The organism is Bradyrhizobium sp. MI1.3 (assembly GCF_055811695.1).
The window spans coordinates 150,850-168,860 of the sequence record NZ_JBVVPQ010000003.1; the positions used below are offsets into that span (position 1 = coordinate 150,850).

Consider the following 18,011-nt stretch of genomic DNA (forward strand, 5'->3'; position numbering starts at 1 on the left):
CCTGTCTCCGTAACCGAGACGAGGCCTCCATGAGCACGCTCCAAACGACCGTCAACGCCGCCTCCGCCGCCAAAATCCCCGCTTCAGTCGCGGCCCCCATAACGCCTGCCGTGTCGACCAAGACCTGGATTGCCGTGATCGGCGCGACGCTCGGCGCCTTCATGGCGGTGCTGAACATTCAGATCGTCAACGCGTCGCTCGCCGACATCCAGGGCGCGATCGGCGCCGGCATCGACGATGGCGGCTGGATCTCGACCTCTTATCTGATCGCGGAGATCGTGGTGATCCCGCTCTCGGGCTGGCTGGCGCAGGTGTTCTCGATCCGCATCTATCTCCTCACCAACGCGGTCCTCTTCCTGGTCCTATCGGCCGCCTGCGCGTTGGCGCAGGACCTGCCGCAGATGATCGTGCTGCGGGCGGTGCAAGGTTTTACCGGCGGCGTGCTGATTCCGATGGCGTTCACGCTCATCATCACATTGCTGCCGCGCGGAAAGCAGCCGGTCGGCCTCGCGCTGTTCGCGCTGTCGGCGACGTTCGCGCCCGCGATTGGCCCCACCATCGGCGGCTATCTCACCGAGAATTTTGGCTGGCAGTACATCTTCTACGTCAACGTCGTCCCGGGCGGGATCATGGTCGGCATGCTCTGGTACGCCCTCGATGCAAAGCCCATGAAGCTGTCGCTGCTGCGCGACGGCGACTGGGCCGGCATCATCACCATGGCGATCGGACTGTCGGCGCTGCAGACAGTGCTCGAGGAAGGCAACAAGGACGACTGGTTCGGCTCGCCCTTCATCGTCAAGCTGTCCGTCATCGCGGCCGTGGCCCTGATCGCCTTCCTGATCATCGAGCTCACGGTGAAGAAGCCGCTCCTCAACCTGCGTCTGCTGGTCCGCCGCAACTTCGGCTTCGGCATGCTCGCGAACTTCCTGCTGGGGATCGCACTCTACGGCTCGGTGTTCATCCTGCCGCAATATCTGGCCCGCATCCAGGGCTACAATGCCGAGCAGATCGGCATGGTGCTGGCCTGGACCGGCCTGCCGCAACTTCTGCTGATCCCGCTGGTGCCGCGGCTGATGCAGACGCTCGATGCGCGGCTCATCATCGGCGTCGGCTTCGTCCTGTTCGCGGCCTCCAACTTCATGAATATCTATATGACCGGCAACTATGCCGCCGATCAATTGCTCTGGCCCAATGTGGTCCGCGCGATCGGCCAGGCGCTGGTGATGGCGCCGCTGTCCGCGGTGGCCACGGCCGGCATCGAGGCGGAGAATGCGGGCTCGGCGTCCGGCCTGTTCAACATGATGCGCAATCTCGGCGGCGCCGTCGGCATCGCGCTGTTGCAGACCCTGCTGACCAAACGCGAGCAGTATCACTCCAACGTGCTGATGCAGTCGGTCTCGGTATTCGAGCAGTCCACCCGCACGAGACTGGAACAGCTCACGCAATATTTCATCAATCACGGCGTGCTCGACCGTGCGGATGCCGCGCATCGCGCCTATGTCGCGATCGGTCACATCGTCCAGAAGCAGGCTTACATCTTCGCCTTCAGCGACACCTTCTATCTGCTCGGCATGGCGCTGATCGTGGCGCTCGCCGCCGTCCTGTTCTTGAAGAAGCCCGGCCATGCCTCGGCCGGCGGCGCCCACTGACATCAACCCGGCAACCAAGGAGAACGACCATGAAACCCCGCATGAATTTCTACCAGGCCGCACCCGACACGATGAAGGCCCTGATGGGGCTGGAAGAGCAGATCCAGTCGACGGGCCTTGAGAAATCGCTGATCGAGCTCGTCAAGATCCGCGCGTCACAGATCAACGGATGTGCCTTCTGCATCAACATGCACACCGAGGACGCGCGCAAGCGCGGCGAGACCGAGCAGCGCATCTATCTGCTCAACGCCTGGCGCGAATCCCCGCTCTACACCGACCGCGAGCGCGCCGCACTGGCCTGGACCGAGTCGGTGACGCTGATCTCCGAGACGCACGCGCCCGATGACGTCTACGAGCAGGTCCGCGCGCAATTCTCCGATGCGGAGACGGTGAACCTGACCATGCTGATCGGCGCCATCAATGCCTGGAACAGGATCGCAATCGCATTCCGCGCGGTTCACCCGGTGAAGGTGAAGGCGTCGGTGGCCTGAGGTGCTGACGCATGAGGCCAAACTGCCTCCATGCATTCGACTGTCATGCCCCGGCTTGACCGGGGCATCCAGTACGCCGCGGCTTCTCGAGTCAAGCACTCCCGTCACGGCGTACTGGATCGCCCGGTCAAGCCGGGCGATGACGGCGGTGGACGGCTAAACCGCCGTCGCCTTGGCGAACTCCACGTAGATCTCGCGCAACCGCGCGGCAAGCGGGCCGGGCTTGCCGTCGCCGACCTTCTTACCGTCGATCGCAACCACCGGCTGGACGAACAACGACGCCGAAGTGGCAAAGGCTTCCTTGGCGGCGAGCGCCTCGGCGACCGTGAAGGAACGCTCTTCGACGCGGAGCTGGCGCTCTTCCGCCAGCGCCACCACCGCCTTCCGGGTGCAGCCCGGCAGGATCGCGTTGGAGTTCTTGCGGGTCACGATGACGTCGTCCTGGGTGAGGATGAACGCCGAGGACGAACCGCCTTCGGTGACGTAGCCGTCTTCGAGCATCCAGGCTTCGCCCGCGCCGGCCTCGGCCGCGGCCTGCTTTGCCAGCACTTGCGCGAGCAGTGCGACGCTCTTGATGTCGCGCCGCTCCCAGCGGATGTCGGGCACGGTGATCACGTTGATGCCGGTCTTGGCCGAGGCGGCGTTGATGATGTCCTTCTCCGACGTGAACATCACCAGGCTCGACTTGACGTCGCCCTTGGGGAAGGCGAAATCGCGGCCCTTGTCGGCGCCGCGGGTGACCTGGAGATAGACGAGACCGTTCTCGACCTGGTTGCGCGCGATCAGCTCTTTCTGGAGCTCGGTGATACGCTCGACCGTCTCGGGCAGCTTCAGCTGGATCTCGCCGACCGAGCGCTCCAGCCGCGCCAGATGCGAGGCATTGTCGATCAGCTTGCCGTCGAGCACGGCCGAGACCTCATAGATGCCGTCGGCGAACAGGAAGCCGCGATCGAGGACCGAAATTTTGGCGTCCGAGAGCGGGACGAATGAGCCGTTGACATAGGCGATCGGATCCAAGGCAGGTCTCCTGGGGAGGAAGGGATTTGGCGCGCTTATACGTGAAATGGGGGCGGCGATCACCCCTCTATTCGTCATTCCGGGGCATTCGCGCAGCGAATGAGCCCGGAATCCATTTCGCCTCGTACAATGCCGCCCGATGGATTCCGGGCTCGCGACTTCGTCGCGCCCCGGAATGACGGCGGAGTTAGTGGGAGAGAATCTTCGACAAGAACTTCTGCGCGCGGTCGCTGCGGGGCTTGCCGAAGAAATCGTCCTTCGGGGCGTCCTCGACGATCTCGCCGCGATCCATGAAGATCACGCGGTTGGCAACCTTGCGGGCAAAGCCCATCTCGTGCGTCACGACCATCATGGTCATGCCCTCATGGGCGAGGTCCACCATGACGTCGAGCACCTCGCTCACCATTTCGGGGTCGAGCGCCGAGGTCGGCTCGTCGAACAGCATGACAATGGGATCCATCGCGAGCGCGCGAGCGATCGCCACCCGCTGCTGCTGGCCACCGGACAGGTTCGCGGGATACTTTTGCGCCTGTTCCTTCAGGCCGACGCGCTCCAGCAGCTGCATGCCTTTCGCCATCGCCTTGTCGCGCGACCGGTCGAGCACCTTCTGCTGTGCGAGGCAGAGATTGTCGATGATCTTCAGATGCGGAAACAGCTCGAAGTGCTGAAACACCATGCCGACACGCGAGCGCAGCTTGGGCAGATTGGTCTTGGGATCGTTGACCTTGGTGCCATCGACGCTGATGTCGCCTTTCTGGAACGGCTCCAGGGCGTTGACGCATTTGATCAGCGTCGACTTACCTGATCCCGACGGGCCGCAGACCACGACCACCTCGCCCTTGGTGACGCTGGTGGTGCAGTCGGTCAGCACCTGGAAGCTCGGGCTGTACCATTTGTCGACGTGGCTGATCTCGATCATGACAGACTCTATCGAATGATGGCGATGCGCGCCTGCAGGCGGCGAACGCCGAAGGACGCAACACAGGAAATGGTGAAGTAGACGATTGCTGCGAACAGATACATTTCGACCAGACGGCCGTCGCGCTGCGCGACCTTGCTTGCCGCACCGAGGAAGTCGGTGATCGACAGCACGTAGACCAGGGAGGTGTCCTGGAACAGCACTATGGTCTGCGTGATCAGCACCGGCAGCATGTTACGGAAGGCCTGCGGCAGCACGACGTAGCGCATGGTCTGGGCGTAAGTCAGGCCAAGGGCGTTGGCTGCGGCCGGCTGGCCGCGCGAGATCGACTGGATGCCGGCACGCATGATCTCGGAGAAGTACGCGGCCTCGAACATGATGAAGGTGATGAGCGAGGATGCGAACGCGCCGACGCTGATCGGGCGCGACGCGCCGGTCACCCACTGCCCGATATAGGGCACCAGGAAGTAGAACCAGAAGATCACCAGCACCAGCGGCAGCGATCGCATGAAGTCGACATAGACCCCGGCGATTCGGCCCAGGATCTTGAAGCCAGACAGCCGCATCAGCGCGATGGCCGTGCCAAAGATCAGGCCGCCGAGCGCCGCAAGACCCGTAAGCATCAGCGTGAACGTCATGCCCTCGTAAAACAGATAGGGCAGTGCGCGACGGATGACCTCGAAATCGAAATTGCTGAACATGGTGTTATTTCCCCGTGATGTAGCCGGGGATCGCGACGTAGCGCTCGAGGAAGCGCATTGCGGTCACGACGACGGCGTTGACGAGGAGATAGAGAAGGGTCGCGGCGGTGAAGGCCTCGAACACCTGGAACGAGAATTCCTGCATGGAGCGCGCCTGCCCGGTCAACTCAAGCAAGCCGATGGTGATGGCCACAGCCGTGTTCTTGATGGTGTTGAGGAACTCGGACGTCAGCGGCGGCAGGATGATGCGGAACGCCATCGGCAGCAAAATGTAGCGATAAGCCTGCAAGGTCGTCAGGCCGAGCGCGGTCGCCGCCATCTTCTGGCCGCGCGGGAGCGATCCGATGCCGGCCTGCAACTGCACGGCGACGCGCGCCGACATGAAGAAGCCGATGCCGATCGCCGCCGTCCAGAACGGCGCATTGGGCAGCTGCTTCAGCCAGAGGCCGGCAGATCTCGGCAGCAGTTCCGGCAGCACGAAGAACCACAGGAAGAGCTGCACCAGCAGCGGCATGTTGCGGAAGAATTCGACATAAGCAAAGCCGAACCAGTACGCTCCCTTCGACGGCAGCGTGCGCATCACGCCGACGATCGAGCCCATGATCAGCGCGATGATCCATGCGAGCGCACCCGTCTTGAGGGTCAGCACCAGGCCCGACAACAGCATGTCGAGATAGGTGCCGGTCCCCATCGGGTTGGGCTCGAAGAAAATTCCCCAGTTCCAGTGGTAGTTCACGTGTCCCCCGCGCGAACGCGCCAGTCATGGATGTCCCGGCGCCTATGCAAATGTCCGGCCACCTTGGAGTCAAGATGGCCGGACACGATCCGGATCGAAAGATCGCGGTTATAGCTTACTTATAATCGTCCGGGTTCGGCGAGTCGGTTGGCTTGGCGAACTCGTTCTTCAGCTCGGCCGAGATCGGGGTGTTGAGATTCAGACCCTTCGGCGGGATCTTCTGGGTAAACCACTTGTCGTAGATCTTCTGGCCTTCGCCAGAGGTGTAGAGCGCGGCGGTCGCCGCATCGACCACCTTCTTGAACGGCGCGTCGTCCTTGCGCAGCATGATGCCGTAGGGCTCAGGCTTGGAGAACGCGTCCTTGGAGATGACGTAGTCGTCGGGCGACTTCGAGCCGGCTACGAGGCTCGCGAGCAGGATGTCGTCCATCACGAAGGCGACGGCACGATCGGTCTCGACCATCAGGAAGGATTCGGCGTGGTCCTTGGCCGGGATGATGTTGGCGCCGAGGCCTTTCGCAACATTGGCTTCGGTGAGCTGTTTGATGTTGGTGGTGCCGGCGGTCGAGACCACGGTCTTGCCCTTGAGATCGTCGATCGACTTCAGGCCGCTCGACTTCTTGAAGACGTAGCGGCTGGCGGTCAAATAATGGGTGTTGGTGAAGGCGACCTGCTTCTGGCGCTCGGCGTTGTTGGTGGTCGAACCGCATTCGAGGTCGATGGTGCCGTTCGCCATCAGCGGAATACGGGTCGCCGAAGTCACCGGGTTGAGCTTGACCTCGAGCTTGTCGAGCTTGAGCTCCTTCTTCACGGCGTCGACGATCTTGTAGCAGATGTCCATCGCGAACCCGATGGGCTTCTGGTTGTCGTCGAGATAGGAGAACGGGATCGAGGAGTCGCGGAAGCCGAGCGTAATGGCGCCGGTGTCCTTGATGTTCTTCAGCGTGCCGGTGAGCTCCTCGGCCCCGGCCTGGCTGACAGCGAAGGTCGCGGCGAGCGCGAGGCCGATGCTACGGAAATGTTTCACTTTTTGGTCCCCTTTCAGGATGATGCCGGCGGGATGCAAGCACAAATTGGGTTGGAATAGAATGTGACTTTTGGCTGGATCGCGGCTCCGGTTAACGGCTCAGGCCGGCGGGCGCGTTAGCGGTCTTGTTAGCGCGCTTGGCAATTCCCCGAGATCCCAGAACAGGCCGGCCATCACCGTCAAGGCCTCTTCGGTCAATGGCAGCAGGATGTGCTCATTGGGCGCATGCTGGGAGCAGCCGGGATAGGAGTGCGGCACCCAGATCGTCGGCAGGCCCAATATCTCGGAGAACACGTCGTTGGGCAACGAGCCGCCGAAATTCGGCAGCACCGCCGGCGCTTTGCCGGTGGTCTGGCGCACCGAATCCGCCGCCCATGTGATCCAAGGGCTGTCGAAATCCGTGCGCGAGGCGGCAAAGCTCTGCGCCGCCCGGACCTCGACCATCGGAAAGCCCTTCTGCACCAGGTGCGCGCGAACCGCCTCGATCAGCCCATCGATCTTGGTGCCGACCACGAAACGCAGTTGCAGCACGGCATTGGCGTGGCCGGGAATGGCGTTGGCCGGCTTCTCGATATTGCCCGACGACATCGCCAGCACTTCGAGCGTGTTCCAGGCATAGAGCCGCTCGGCCGCCGAAAGACCCTCCTCGCCCCAGTTCTCGGCTAACGCCGGCTCGTCCTCGGTCGGCACCACCTGCACGTCCGCAAGATAGCTGCGGATCTGGTTGGTGAGGCGCGGCGGCTTCAGCGCGTCCAGCTGAAGGCGGCCGTGGCCGTCGACCAGCGTCGAGATCGCGTTGACCAGAATGGTCGCGGGGTTGGCGAGCACGCCGCCCCAATTGCCGGAGTGATGGCCGCCGTCGCGAAGGTTCACATCGAGATGAATGCGGATGCCGCCACGGCAGCCGAGGAACAGGGTCGGACGGTCGGCGGACAGGCGCGGCCCGTCGGAGGCCATGAACAGATCGGCCTTGAGCGCATCGCGATTGAGATCGCAGACCTTGCCGAGATCCGGCGAGCCGATCTCCTCGCCCATCTCGAGGATGAACTTGGCGTTGAAGCCGAGCTTGCCGCCGCGGGCCTCGCGCACCGCGCGGAGTGCGGCCATGTTGATACTGTGCTGGCCCTTGTTGTCGGCGGTGCCGCGACCGTAAAGACGCGTGCCCGAAACCGTGGTGCGCCAGGGATCGCGGCCATCACGCCACTCGCCTTCCATGCCGTCGACGACGTCGCCATGGCCGTAGATCAGCACGGTCGGCGCCGTCTCGCTCTCGCGGTGTTCGGCGAACAGGAACGGCGCCTTGCCGCTGGGAGATTCGATCATCCGGCTTTCGAAATCGAGCGCGGCGAAAGCGGGCACCATCTCCTGTTCCAGATAGGCGCGCAGCTCGACGCTCCGGTTCGGATTCTGGCTCTCGGTCCGATAGGCGACGCGACGGTCGAGTTCAGCGAGGAACGCGCCGGATTTGAAATCGTCACGGGCGCGGGCGATGGCATCGGCTCTGGTCATTATTTTCTTTTTTAGGTTGCGAGACGAAGGAGCATACCCGATACGGGCAGGCCTCCGAAAGTGGCGGGGACTTCGATAGTCTTGGGATTTCGTTCTTGCTCTCTTGAGATTGGCTTGCCAAGCGCGGCAGCGCCGCTGATTTTGGCCTTGCCAACGTCGCGCTATATGCAAGAACTTCGCCAAGTTCGGGCGCAGCTCTATCATTCGAAGAGTGCCCGGTACAGGGCGCCGGGGGACCATCATGGCCAAGCAGATCAGGCTCAATGCATTTGCGATGAATTGCGTCGCGCACCAGTCACCGGGCCTTTGGACCCATCCGCGCGACCGCACTGCCGAATATACCCGCCTGCCCTACTGGATCGATCTTGCCAAAACGCTGGAGCGCGGCCGTTTCGACGGGCTGTTCCTGGCCGACGTGCTCGGCGTCTATGACGTCTACGGCAACAGTCCTGACGCAGCCTTGCGCAACGCGGCCCAGTCGCCCTCGAACGATCCGCTGCTGCTGCTGTCGGCAATGGCTGCGGTGACGCAGAATCTCGGCTTCGGCGTCACCAGCAATCTCTCCTTCGAGCCGCCCTATCCGTTCGCGCGGCGGATGTCGACGCTCGATCATCTCACCGAGGGACGTATCGGCTGGAATGTCGTCACCGGCTATCTCGACAGCGCCGCGCGCGGCGCCGGCAAGGACAAGCAGATCGGGCACGACGACCGCTACGAGATCGCGGACGAATATATGGAGGTCGTCTACAAGCTCTGGGAAGGGAGCTGGGAAGACGACGCCGTGCTGCGCGACCGCACGCGCGGCATCTTCACCGATCCCTCAAAAGTTCATCGCGTCAACCACGAGGGCGCGAACTGGCGCATCAACAACACCATTCATCTCAGCGAACCGTCGCCGCAGCGCACGCCGGTGCTGTACCAGGCCGGCACCTCGCCGCGCGGACGGAAGTTCGCAGCACAGCACGCCGAATGCGTGTTCATGTCGGGACCGTCGGCCAAGGTGATCGCGCCGCGCGTGTCGGCGATCCGTCAGGAGGCCGCCGCGTTCGGCCGCAATCCGGCGGAAATCCTGATGTTCTCGATGATGACGATCATCCTCGGGCGGACGGAGGCCGAGGCGAACGAAAAATATGCCGACTATCGCCGCCACATCAGCCCGGAGGGCGCGCTGGCGCTGATGTCGGGATGGACCGGAATCGACTTCTCCGGCTACGAGCTCGACCAGCAGGTGCGTCATGTCCAGAACGACGCCGGTCGCAGCGCACTCGATAACGTCACCCGCGCCGATCCCGATCGCGTCTGGACCGTGCGCGACGTCATCGAGCATGTCGGCGTCGGCGGCGCCGGCCCCGTCGTGGTCGGCACGCCGGAGATGGTCGCGGACAAGATCGAGGCGTGGTTCGAGGCGACCGATGTCGACGGTCTCAACGTCGCCTTCGCGATCTCACCTGGCGATTTCGAGGACATCGCCGATATGCTGGTGCCGGAGCTGACGCGCCGTGGGCGGTACAAGGCGGAGTACGCGCCGGGCACACTGCGCGAGAAGCTGTTCGGTGACGGGCGTGCAAGGCTGGGGGCGCCGCATCCGGCGGCGGGGTTCAGGGTGGGGAGGAAGGGGTAGCGTCTTAAGGTACGCTGTCATGCCCCGGCTTGACCGGGGCATCCAGTACGCCGCAGCGTCTCGACTCAATCACCGCCGCCTCTGGAATACTGGATCACCCGCCTTCGCGGGTGATGACGACTGAGAACGTGGCGGGCATCAGCGCCGCAAGTGACGCTGCCTCACACCTTCCCGTCCACCATCACCTCGATCAGTTTCGTCCCCGGCCGGCCAAACGCCGACGCCAGCGTCGCCTTCAACTCGCGGGGATCGCTGACCTTGATCGCCTCGCATCCCAGTGCCTTCGCCACGCCCGCGAAATCCACCGGCGGATCGACAAAATCCATGCCGACGTAATTGTCGTCGCCATGGAAGGCGAGCAGACGCTGCTTGATGATGCGATAGCCGCCATTGTTGGCAATGACCACATTGAGCGGCAGCTTGTGATGCGCTGCCGTCCACAGCGACTGGATTGAATACATCGCGCTGCCGTCGCCGGAGAAGCAGACCACGGGGCGATCGGGATTGGCGATGCTGGCGCCGACGGAGGCCGGCAGGCCCCAGCCAATGCCGCCCGAGGCAAGGCCATGATAGCCAAAGCGGTCGCGGTGCGCACGGAGCGCCGTGATCTGGCGGCTCGAGGTGAGGCCTTCGTCGACGAGGATGGCATTGGCGGGCATGGCCTCCACCATTTGCAGCACCAGCCAGTCCGGATCGATGGGGCTGCGGTCCGCGGCCTTGCCGATCTGCTCGACCAGCGCGGTGCGCCGCGCGGTCCAGTTCTTCGGCGCAAGCTCGGCGAGACGTTGCTTCGCACGTTGCGCCAGGGCAGCGCCGCCCATCTCCTTCAGCACCGGGATCAGCGCGCGCAGCGTTTCCTTCAAATCCGCCTTCAGCGCGATCTCGGCACCGTAATTCTTGGCGATCTCCCAATCGCCGAGGCCGATCTGCACGATGCCAAGGCCCTCCGGCAGCGCATCGACCTCGCTGTAGACCGACATTCGCAAGGGATCGCCGCCGAGCGCGATCAAGAGGTCGTAGGCCGCAAGTGTGTCGCGCGCGACTTTCTGGACACGTGCCAACGTGCCGACGAAGCTCGGGCTCTCCGAGAGGAAGTGCGAGCCATAGGGCGTCGAGGATTGGTAGGCAGCCGCACCGAGCACCTCGGCGAGTTCGGCGGCCTCCTTCAGCGCGTCGCTCTTCACCACCTCGTCCATGGTGACGATCACGGGACGCTCGGCCCTGAGCAGCCGCGCGGCGAACGCGTTTAGTGCCTCATCCGATGGCCTTGTGCGGGCATCAATGCGGGTGGAGCGGCCGAGATCGATCCCGGCCTCGCTGTTGAGGATGTCGCCGGGCAACGAAATGAACACCGGCCCGGTCGGCGGCGTGGTCGCGACTTTGGCGGCGCGGCGCACGATGCGCGGCAGATCCTCGAGGCGCGTCACCTCGACCGCCCATTTCACCAGCGGCTCGGCCATGCGGACCAGCGGTCCGTACAGCACCGGCTCCATCAGGCCGTGGCCCTGCTCCTGCTGACCCGCGGTCAGGATCATCGGCGTGCCCGTGAACTGGGCGTTGTAGAGCGAGCCCATCGCGTTGCCGAGGCCGGGCGCAACATGGACGTTGCAGGCGACGAGCTTTCCGGAGGCGCGGCTGTAGCCATCCGCGATCGCCACCACCAGACTCTCCTGCATCGCCATCACATAGGTGAGATCAGGATGGTCCTTCAGCGCATGCATGATCGGTAGCTCGGTGGTGCCGGGATTGCCGAACAGATGCGTGATGCCCTCGTCCTTGAGCAACGCGAGAAAGGCGGAGCGGCCGGTGATCTTGTTCTTCATGCTTCCTCCAGAGGCGGACGTTGCCGCAAGGACGGGCGCATGATGGCCGAAATCGCGGGAGGCGCGCAAGGAAGCGCAGTCATGGCTGCGTTGCGTGGGCGGGCGCTACATCTCCTCGCGCCCCAGCTCGAACGGATCCTCCCCGCCCGCCCGCTTCTTCTTTTTCGAGCGCTGCCAGACCACACCGGGAAAACCTTTCAACGGCACCAGCGGCTCGCCGGTATAGGCCCATTCCTGCAGCTCTTCGATGGCGATGTGATAGAGCGGCTGGCGGCCGGTGCGTTCCCTGAACAGCGCACGGGGGATGTTGACCATATGCGGCCCGCGCGGGCGCTCGTACGTGATCGGCGTGCCGCAATGCGCGCAGAAGCTGCGCGCGGTCTTCGTTGCCTTGTCCTCGTAGCGGGTCAGCGCCGTCTTGCCTGCGGTGATGCGAAACCGCTTCTTCCAGCTTCCGACATAGGTTGCATAGGCGGCGCCGTGGGCGCGACGGCTGGGGGCGGAGTGATCGTGCCAGGCCCAGCGTGCGGGCACGTCGATCTCGAAGGTGACCTTGCCGCAGAGGCATTGCCCGGTGGCTATACCTGCGGCGGCTGCGGCTTTGGCCATAGCACTTCCCCCATCGCTCGCAATGACGAAATTCGTGGTGTCCGTCGGGGCAACACAATAACTCCGTAGCCCGGATGAGCGAAGCGACATCCGGGAAGACCAGAGCTTGGGTGAAGACCCCGGATATCGCTTCGCTCATCCGGGCTACAGCAGTGTCAGACCGGCGTCAGTTCGTCATACACGGGATAATCCGTATAGCCCTTCTCCTCGCCACCATAGAATGTCGTACGGTTATACGGCGTGAGAGGGTAATCGTGCTGCAGGCGCCGCGGCAGATCGGGGTTGGAGATGAAGATGCGGCCGAAGGCGATGAGGTCGGCGTGGCCATCGGCGATCGCCGCATTCGCGGTTTCGCCGCTGAAGCCACCGGCCGTCATCAGCACGCCGCCGTAGAGCGGCCGGAACAGCAGCATCGCCGAGGGCACGTTCTGCCAATTGACTTCTGCGCGCCCCGAGCCGCTGGAGCGCGGTTCGATGAAATGCAGATAGGCTAGACCGAGCTTGTCAAGCGCCTTGACCACGTGCGTGTAGAGCGGCATCGGATCGGGCTCGCCGGAATCATTGGCAATGCCGTGGGGCGACAGCCGCACGCCGACGCGGCCCGCGCCCCAGACCTCGATCGCGGCCTCGGTCACTTCGAGCAGAAGCCGCGCGCGGTTCTCGATCGAACCGCCATATTGATCGGTGCGCTGGTTGCTGCGTGATTGCAGGAATTGCTCGAGCAGATAGCCGTTGGCGCCGTGGATCTCGACACCGTCGAACCCGGCGGCCAACGCGTTCTTCGCGCCCTGCCTGAACGCCTCGACGATGCCCTTGACCTCGTCCGTGTCCAGCGCGCGCGGCGTCTCGTAGTCGGAGATCTTGCCGTCGGCGGTCATTGCCTTCATGCCTTCGGCCCTGATCGGGATCGCCGAGGCCGAGACCGGCAGCTCCCCGCCGTGGAAGGAGGAATGCGAGACGCGGCCGACATGCCAGAGCTGGAGAAAGATGATGCCGCCCTTGGCGTGCACGGTGTCGACCACCTTGCGCCAGCCCGCGATCTGCGTCTCCGAATAGATGCCAGGCGTCGCCGGATTGCCGCGGCCGTGCGAGAGCACGGGCGAGGCCTCGGCGATGATCAGGCCGCCTTGAGTGGCGCGCTGACCGTAATATTCGGCGTTGAGCGGCCGCGGCGAAAAGCTCTCGCGCTCGGCCCGCATGCGCGTCAATGGCGCCATCGCGACGCGATGCGCGAGCTTGTACGGACCGACCTGCAACGGTTGAAACAACGCCTCGAATTTCATGCTGGTTCCAGAATGGCTAAGGAAGGATGCGCGTCATATAGCGAGGGGCGGCCACCCGAAAAGGCGCCGCCCCCACAAAAGCAGATATTCCCTGCCACGGAATCCGCGAAGAGAACAGGCCTCAGCCCGTCTTGATCCACACCGCCTTCACGTTGAGATATTCCTCGACGTGCTGCTTGCCGGATTCGCGGCCGTAGCCGCTCATCTTGTAGCCGCCGAAGGGGACTGCAGGGTCCATCGCCTGGTAGCAATTCACCCACACCGAGCCGGCGCGCAGGCGCTTCGCAACCGCATGCGCCTTGCTGACGTCCCGTGTCCACAGGCCCGAGCCAAGACCGAACGTGGTGGCGTTGGCGCGCTTGACCAGCTCGTCCATGTCCTTGAATGCGATCGCGGAGATGACGGGTCCAAAGATCTCCTCCTGCGCGATCCGCATATTGTCCTGGACGCCCGCGAACACCGTCGGCGAGACGAAGAAGCCTTTTGAAAGCGCGCCTTCGGTGACGCGGCCACCGCCGGCGAGCGCCTTGGCGCCTTCCTTCTGGCCGATGTCGAGATAGCTGGTGACGCGCTCGAGCTGCTGCTCGGACACCAGCGGTCCGATCTGGGTGTTGGGGTCGAGACCGTTGCCCACTTGCAGCTTCTTGCCGAACTCGGCGACGCGGCCGACGAACTCCTCGTAGATCGACTGCTCGACGAACAGCCGGGTGCCGGCGCTGCAGATTTGCCCCGAATTGGCGAACACCGCCATCGCGGCGCCCGGCACGGCGGCATCGAGATCGGCGTCCGCGAACACGATGTCCGGCGACTTGCCGCCGAGCTCGAGCGAGACACGCTTGAGGTTGCCGGCCGAGGCGCGAATGATCGACTGGCCCGTGACATGCGAGCCGGTGAAGGCAACCTTGTCGACGTCGTGATGTGCGGCAAGCGCCGCGCCCGCGGTCTCGCCAAAGCCAGGCACGACATTGATGACGCCGGGCGGGACGCCCGCTTCCATCGCGAGCTCGGCGATGCGCAGCGACGTCAGCGGCGCTTCTTCGGCGGGCTTGAGCACGACGGTGCAGCCGGTCGCGATCGCCGGGCCGATCTTCCAGATCGTCGCGGTCAGCGGACCATTCCAGGGAATGATGGCGCCGACGACGCCGATCGGCTCCTTCAGTGTGTAGGAGAAGATTTCGCCGGGCAGCGAGTTCTCGATGGTCTCGCCATGGATCGCTGTGGTCTGGCCGGCATAATAGCGCAACATGCCGACGGCGCGCAGACGATAGGCGCGGGTACGGCTGAGCGGCGCGCCCATGTCGAGCGTGTCGAGCTGCGACAATTCGTCGAAATTCTTCTCGACGAGGTCGGCAAGCTTCAGCAGCAGGTTCTGCCGCTCGAACGGCTTGACCTTGCTCCAGGGCCCTTCGAAGGCGCGGCGAGCGGCAGCGACCGCACGGTCGATATCTTCCTTGTCGCCCTCGGCAACGGTTGCGAGCAGTTCGCCGGTCGCGGGGTTATGGGTCTCGAAGCGCTTGCCGGAGGCAGCATCGACCCACTTCCCGTCGATCAGCATCTGCTTGTAGGACCCGTTGGCGAACGGGTGGCGCGTGATTGGAATAGCCTGCGACACAGCCATGGCTGAACTCCCTGTCAATGATTGATTGGTTCGATCTGGGCGGGATCGTTAGGTCGATAGAATACTGCGGTGCCGGACAGGCGTAAAGGAGAGGCGCAAAGTCGGTGCGGAACGAAGACCTCCCATGCCGACTTGTGCAGGGTCGCGCAAGTGTCGTGTTATGTCACGACCGAGCCCCTCCCCCGGAGACCGAACCATGCCGCATCCCGCGATCGTCAAAGACAATGTAGCCGTGATCACCGGCGGTGCGTCCGGCATCGGATTCGCCGCCGCAGCAGCCTTCGCGCGGAACGGCATGAAAGTGTGTATCGCCGATGTGGATCAAACGCGGCTGGCGGACGCCGCAACAAGACTCTCATCCCTGACGTCCGCCACACATGTGATGCCCTTCGCGATCGACGTCAGCAAGGCCGAGAGCGTGGCGGAACTCGAGCGCGCCGTGCGCGAGCGCTTCGGCGGCACCGACATCCTCATGAACAATGCGGGCATCCAGCCCGGCAGCACGTTGTTCGGCGAACCCGACAATTGGCAGCGCATTATCGGCGTCAACATGTGGGGCATCATCACTGGCTCGCGCATCTTCGCGCCCAACATGATCGCGCGCGGCAGGGCGGGGCTCATCATCAACACCGGCTCGAAGCAGGGCATCACCACCCCGCCCGGCGATCCCGCCTACAACGTCTCCAAGGCCGGCGTGAAGGCCTTTACGGAAGCGCTGCAGCACGAGTTGCGGAACACTGCGGGTTGCCGCATCACCGCGCATCTGCTGATTCCCGGCTTCGTCTTCACGGCCCTTACCGCGAAGGGCCGGACAGAGAAGCCGGCCGGCGCCTGGACGGCCGAGCAGACCGTGGATTTCATGTTGGCGCGGCTGGAGGCCGGCGATTTCTACATCCTGTGCCCGGACAACGACGTCCCGCGCGCGCTCGACGAAAAGCGCATGCTGTGGGCCGCCGGTGACATCGTGGAGAACCGCCCGCCGCTGTCACGCTGGCATCCGGACCATGCGGATGCATTCGCGAAGTTCGTGAAGGGGAATTAGGCTGTTTGATCCTCATGGTGAGGAGCGCGGAACGCGCGTCTCGAACGATGCAGGCCCGGTTGGGGCCCTCGACCCTTCGAGACGCCCGCTTCCGGCGGGCTCCTCAGGATGAGGGTTTACACAGGGGGCGCTCTACAGCGTCTCTTGCTGATGCCCGCAATTCTTGCAGGCGAACTTGATGCGGGTCTGGCCCTTTGGCGCCTGCACACGGTTCGGGGCGCCGCATTTACCGCAGACGGCCTCGATGCGGGTATCACCCTGCTTGACGACGACGGTTTTCTTTTCCATCGATTCGCGGATCAGGCGCTCAGCCTCCTCACGCAGGGATTGTTTCGACAAAGCTCGTCTCCGCCATAAATGCGGGCGAGGCTTATCCCACCTGCGGCAAAATCACAATCCGAAACGGCTGCTCAGACCTCCACAATCACGTAGCTGTCCTCGACATGCACCGGAAAGGTCTCGGCAACATACGGGCCTTTCTGGAGTTCCTCGCCGCGCTCCACAGCGACCGGATATGACCTTATCTTGACGCGCTTCGGATCGAACCACGACTGGCCGTTGCGCATGTCGAACTCCCAGCCGTGCCAGGGACAGCGCAGCATCTCGCCGACGCGCGAGCGCTGATAGATGCCGGGCTCGGGCGAGGTCAGCCGCGCCACGCACGCCGCTTTCTCCAGCGGCGCGCCTTCGTGCGGGCAGCGGTTCAGCAGCGCGAAGAACTCGCCATGGACGTGGAACACGACGATGTCGCGGCCCGCGACATCGACCACCTTGTTGCCACCGGGTGGGATCTCCGAGGTGGACGCGACGATGTGACGGGCCATACCGTGCAGACCTTCTCAGAACTTGTAGACCGCGCGGGCATTGGTGCTGAAGATCTTCTTTCGCTCGGCCTCCGTCAGCGGCGTCTTGAAGGCGAAGCGCGGATCGTCGAAATCCCAGTGCGGATAGTCCGACGAGAACAGGAGACGATCGATGCCAACCCATTCGATCAGAGAGCGCAGGTGGCGGGCTTCGTCAGGCTCGTCGATCGGTTGCGTCGTGAACCAGAAATGCCCGCGGACATATTCCGACGGCTTGCGCTTGAGATGCGGCACCTCGCTGCGGAAGCGCTCGAAATGCTGGTCCATTCGCCACACCGCGGACGGAATCCAACCGAAGCCGCCCTCGATGAAGACAAACTTCAATTTCGGAAAACGCTCCGGCACACCCTCGATCACGAGACTGGCAAGCTGCGCCGCAATGGTGTGCGCGTTGGACTGGTGTTCCTCGACGTAATAGGACGGCCAGCCGCCACCGGTCGGCGCATGCCCGCCATAGCCGCCGACATGGATGCCGAGCGGCAGACCTAGTTCCTGGGCACGCTCGTAGATCGGCCAGTAGCGGCGACGGCCCAGCGGCTCGTTGGCGCGCGGCGAGACGTTGATCTGGACGTATTCGCCGATTTTCGCGCAGCGTTCGATCTCGGCGATGGCGAGATCAACACCGTCCTGCCCGACCAGGATCGAAGCCTTCAGGCGCGGGTCGCGATGCGACCAGAACGCCAGCTGCCAATCGTTGATGGCACGCTGGATTGCGGCGCCGAATTCGAGGTTCTGCTGCGAGAAGATGAAGAGATCGAGCACCTGCAAAATCCCGAACTCAACGTCGAGCGGATCGAGATGCTGCTTCTGCATGAAGGCGAGATCCGAACCGGGCGGCCCGCCCGTCGGCGGCCACGCATCGCGGCGCGCGATCAGCGGCGAAGAGCGCGGATAGGGCGTGGTGAACAGATAGGGCGTGCGCAAATGGCTGCCATATTCCTTCAGATGCTGCTGCCAGCGCTTTGGCAGGAACTCGTTGAGATCGTCGAACGAATGCAGACTCGGATGGACGTCGCAATCGACGATGCGCAGCCGCGAAGCGGCGGGCTTCTCGTCTTCCCGCAGCGGGCGGTCGATGACCTCACTCATGCAAACCTCCAAGG

The 18,011-nt window shown here is 63.8% G+C and carries 17 protein-coding genes; 4 read left to right on the forward strand and 13 right to left on the reverse strand.

What is annotated here, in order from left to right; genetic code table 11:
• Positions 1 to 29: 29 nt before the first annotated feature.
• Together AC0L3A_RS03070 and AC0L3A_RS03075 are read left to right on the forward strand one after the other, a co-directional pair.
• Complete coding sequence (locus AC0L3A_RS03070; RefSeq protein ID WP_007597022.1) at positions 30 to 1,649, forward strand: MDR family MFS transporter; 1,620 nt, start codon at positions 30 to 32, stop codon at positions 1,647 to 1,649.
• A gap of 29 nt (positions 1,650 to 1,678) precedes the next feature.
• Positions 1,679 to 2,140 carry a carboxymuconolactone decarboxylase family protein gene (locus AC0L3A_RS03075; protein ID WP_007597023.1) on the forward strand — a complete coding sequence of 154 codons (462 nt, stop codon included), beginning with the start codon at positions 1,679 to 1,681 and terminating at the stop codon, positions 2,138 to 2,140.
• A 156-nt stretch (positions 2,141 to 2,296) separates the two neighbouring features.
• On the opposite strand, the gene AC0L3A_RS03080 is transcribed toward AC0L3A_RS03075, so the two are convergent.
• From AC0L3A_RS03080 to AC0L3A_RS03105, 6 genes are all read right to left on the reverse strand, one after another.
• Positions 2,297 to 3,157 carry a D-amino-acid transaminase gene (locus AC0L3A_RS03080; RefSeq protein ID WP_007597025.1) on the reverse strand — a complete coding sequence of 287 codons (861 nt, stop codon included), beginning with the start codon at positions 3,155 to 3,157 and terminating at the stop codon, positions 2,297 to 2,299.
• A gap of 187 nt (positions 3,158 to 3,344) precedes the next feature.
• Positions 3,345 to 4,076 carry an amino acid ABC transporter ATP-binding protein gene (locus AC0L3A_RS03085; protein WP_007597027.1) on the reverse strand — a complete coding sequence of 244 codons (732 nt, stop codon included), beginning with the start codon at positions 4,074 to 4,076 and terminating at the stop codon, positions 3,345 to 3,347.
• Between the two features lie 8 nt (positions 4,077 to 4,084).
• Entirely contained in the window at positions 4,085 to 4,777 is a 693-nt protein-coding gene (locus AC0L3A_RS03090; RefSeq protein WP_007597029.1) for an amino acid ABC transporter permease, read from the reverse strand.
• Between the two features lie 4 nt (positions 4,778 to 4,781).
• Positions 4,782 to 5,513, reverse strand: a complete 732-nt coding sequence (locus AC0L3A_RS03095) for an amino acid ABC transporter permease (RefSeq protein ID WP_007597031.1) — start codon at positions 5,511 to 5,513, stop codon at positions 4,782 to 4,784.
• Positions 5,514 to 5,628: 115 nt separating this feature from the next.
• The gene (locus tag AC0L3A_RS03100) at positions 5,629 to 6,540 is read right to left on the reverse strand and encodes an amino acid ABC transporter substrate-binding protein (RefSeq protein ID WP_035995282.1); all 912 of its coding nucleotides are present in this window, start codon (positions 6,538 to 6,540) and stop codon (positions 5,629 to 5,631) included.
• A 99-nt stretch (positions 6,541 to 6,639) separates the two neighbouring features.
• Positions 6,640 to 8,049, reverse strand: a complete 1,410-nt coding sequence (locus tag AC0L3A_RS03105; RefSeq protein WP_007597034.1) for a M20 family metallopeptidase — start codon at positions 8,047 to 8,049, stop codon at positions 6,640 to 6,642.
• A 241-nt stretch (positions 8,050 to 8,290) separates the two neighbouring features.
• Between AC0L3A_RS03105 and AC0L3A_RS03110 the strand changes: the two genes are divergently transcribed.
• Positions 8,291 to 9,670 (forward strand): LLM class flavin-dependent oxidoreductase, encoded by a 1,380-nt coding sequence (locus AC0L3A_RS03110; RefSeq protein WP_007597036.1) that lies wholly within the window; start codon positions 8,291 to 8,293, stop codon positions 9,668 to 9,670.
• A 161-nt stretch (positions 9,671 to 9,831) separates the two neighbouring features.
• On the opposite strand, the gene AC0L3A_RS03115 is transcribed toward AC0L3A_RS03110, so the two are convergent.
• The 4 genes from AC0L3A_RS03115 to AC0L3A_RS03130 all read right to left on the reverse strand — a co-directional run bounded on the left by AC0L3A_RS03115 (position 9,832) and on the right by AC0L3A_RS03130 (position 15,003).
• Positions 9,832 to 11,493 carry a thiamine pyrophosphate-binding protein gene (locus AC0L3A_RS03115; protein WP_007597037.1) on the reverse strand — a complete coding sequence of 554 codons (1,662 nt, stop codon included), beginning with the start codon at positions 11,491 to 11,493 and terminating at the stop codon, positions 9,832 to 9,834.
• A gap of 105 nt (positions 11,494 to 11,598) precedes the next feature.
• Positions 11,599 to 12,102, reverse strand: a complete 504-nt coding sequence (locus AC0L3A_RS03120; protein WP_473253581.1) for a GFA family protein — start codon at positions 12,100 to 12,102, stop codon at positions 11,599 to 11,601.
• Positions 12,103 to 12,257: 155 nt separating this feature from the next.
• On the reverse strand, positions 12,258 to 13,385 hold the full coding sequence (locus AC0L3A_RS03125; protein ID WP_007597041.1) for an alkene reductase: 1,128 nt from the start codon (positions 13,383 to 13,385) through the stop codon (positions 12,258 to 12,260).
• A 121-nt stretch (positions 13,386 to 13,506) separates the two neighbouring features.
• On the reverse strand, positions 13,507 to 15,003 hold the full coding sequence (locus AC0L3A_RS03130; RefSeq protein ID WP_007597043.1) for an aldehyde dehydrogenase family protein: 1,497 nt from the start codon (positions 15,001 to 15,003) through the stop codon (positions 13,507 to 13,509).
• Positions 15,004 to 15,199: 196 nt separating this feature from the next.
• Between AC0L3A_RS03130 and AC0L3A_RS03135 the strand changes: the two genes are divergently transcribed.
• Positions 15,200 to 16,045, forward strand: coding sequence for an SDR family NAD(P)-dependent oxidoreductase (locus tag AC0L3A_RS03135; protein ID WP_007597044.1), 846 nt, complete (start codon positions 15,200 to 15,202; stop codon positions 16,043 to 16,045).
• Between the two features lie 132 nt (positions 16,046 to 16,177).
• On the opposite strand, the gene AC0L3A_RS03140 is transcribed toward AC0L3A_RS03135, so the two are convergent.
• From AC0L3A_RS03140 to AC0L3A_RS03150, 3 genes are all read right to left on the reverse strand, one after another.
• The gene (locus AC0L3A_RS03140) at positions 16,178 to 16,384 is read right to left on the reverse strand and encodes a hypothetical protein (RefSeq protein WP_007615092.1); all 207 of its coding nucleotides are present in this window, start codon (positions 16,382 to 16,384) and stop codon (positions 16,178 to 16,180) included.
• 71 nt (positions 16,385 to 16,455) lie between these two features.
• Complete coding sequence (locus AC0L3A_RS03145) at positions 16,456 to 16,869, reverse strand: Rieske (2Fe-2S) protein (protein ID WP_007597046.1); 414 nt, start codon at positions 16,867 to 16,869, stop codon at positions 16,456 to 16,458.
• A 15-nt stretch (positions 16,870 to 16,884) separates the two neighbouring features.
• Positions 16,885 to 17,997 carry an amidohydrolase family protein gene (locus AC0L3A_RS03150; RefSeq protein WP_007597047.1) on the reverse strand — a complete coding sequence of 371 codons (1,113 nt, stop codon included), beginning with the start codon at positions 17,995 to 17,997 and terminating at the stop codon, positions 16,885 to 16,887.
• Between the last annotated feature and the right edge of the window lie 14 nt (positions 17,998 to 18,011).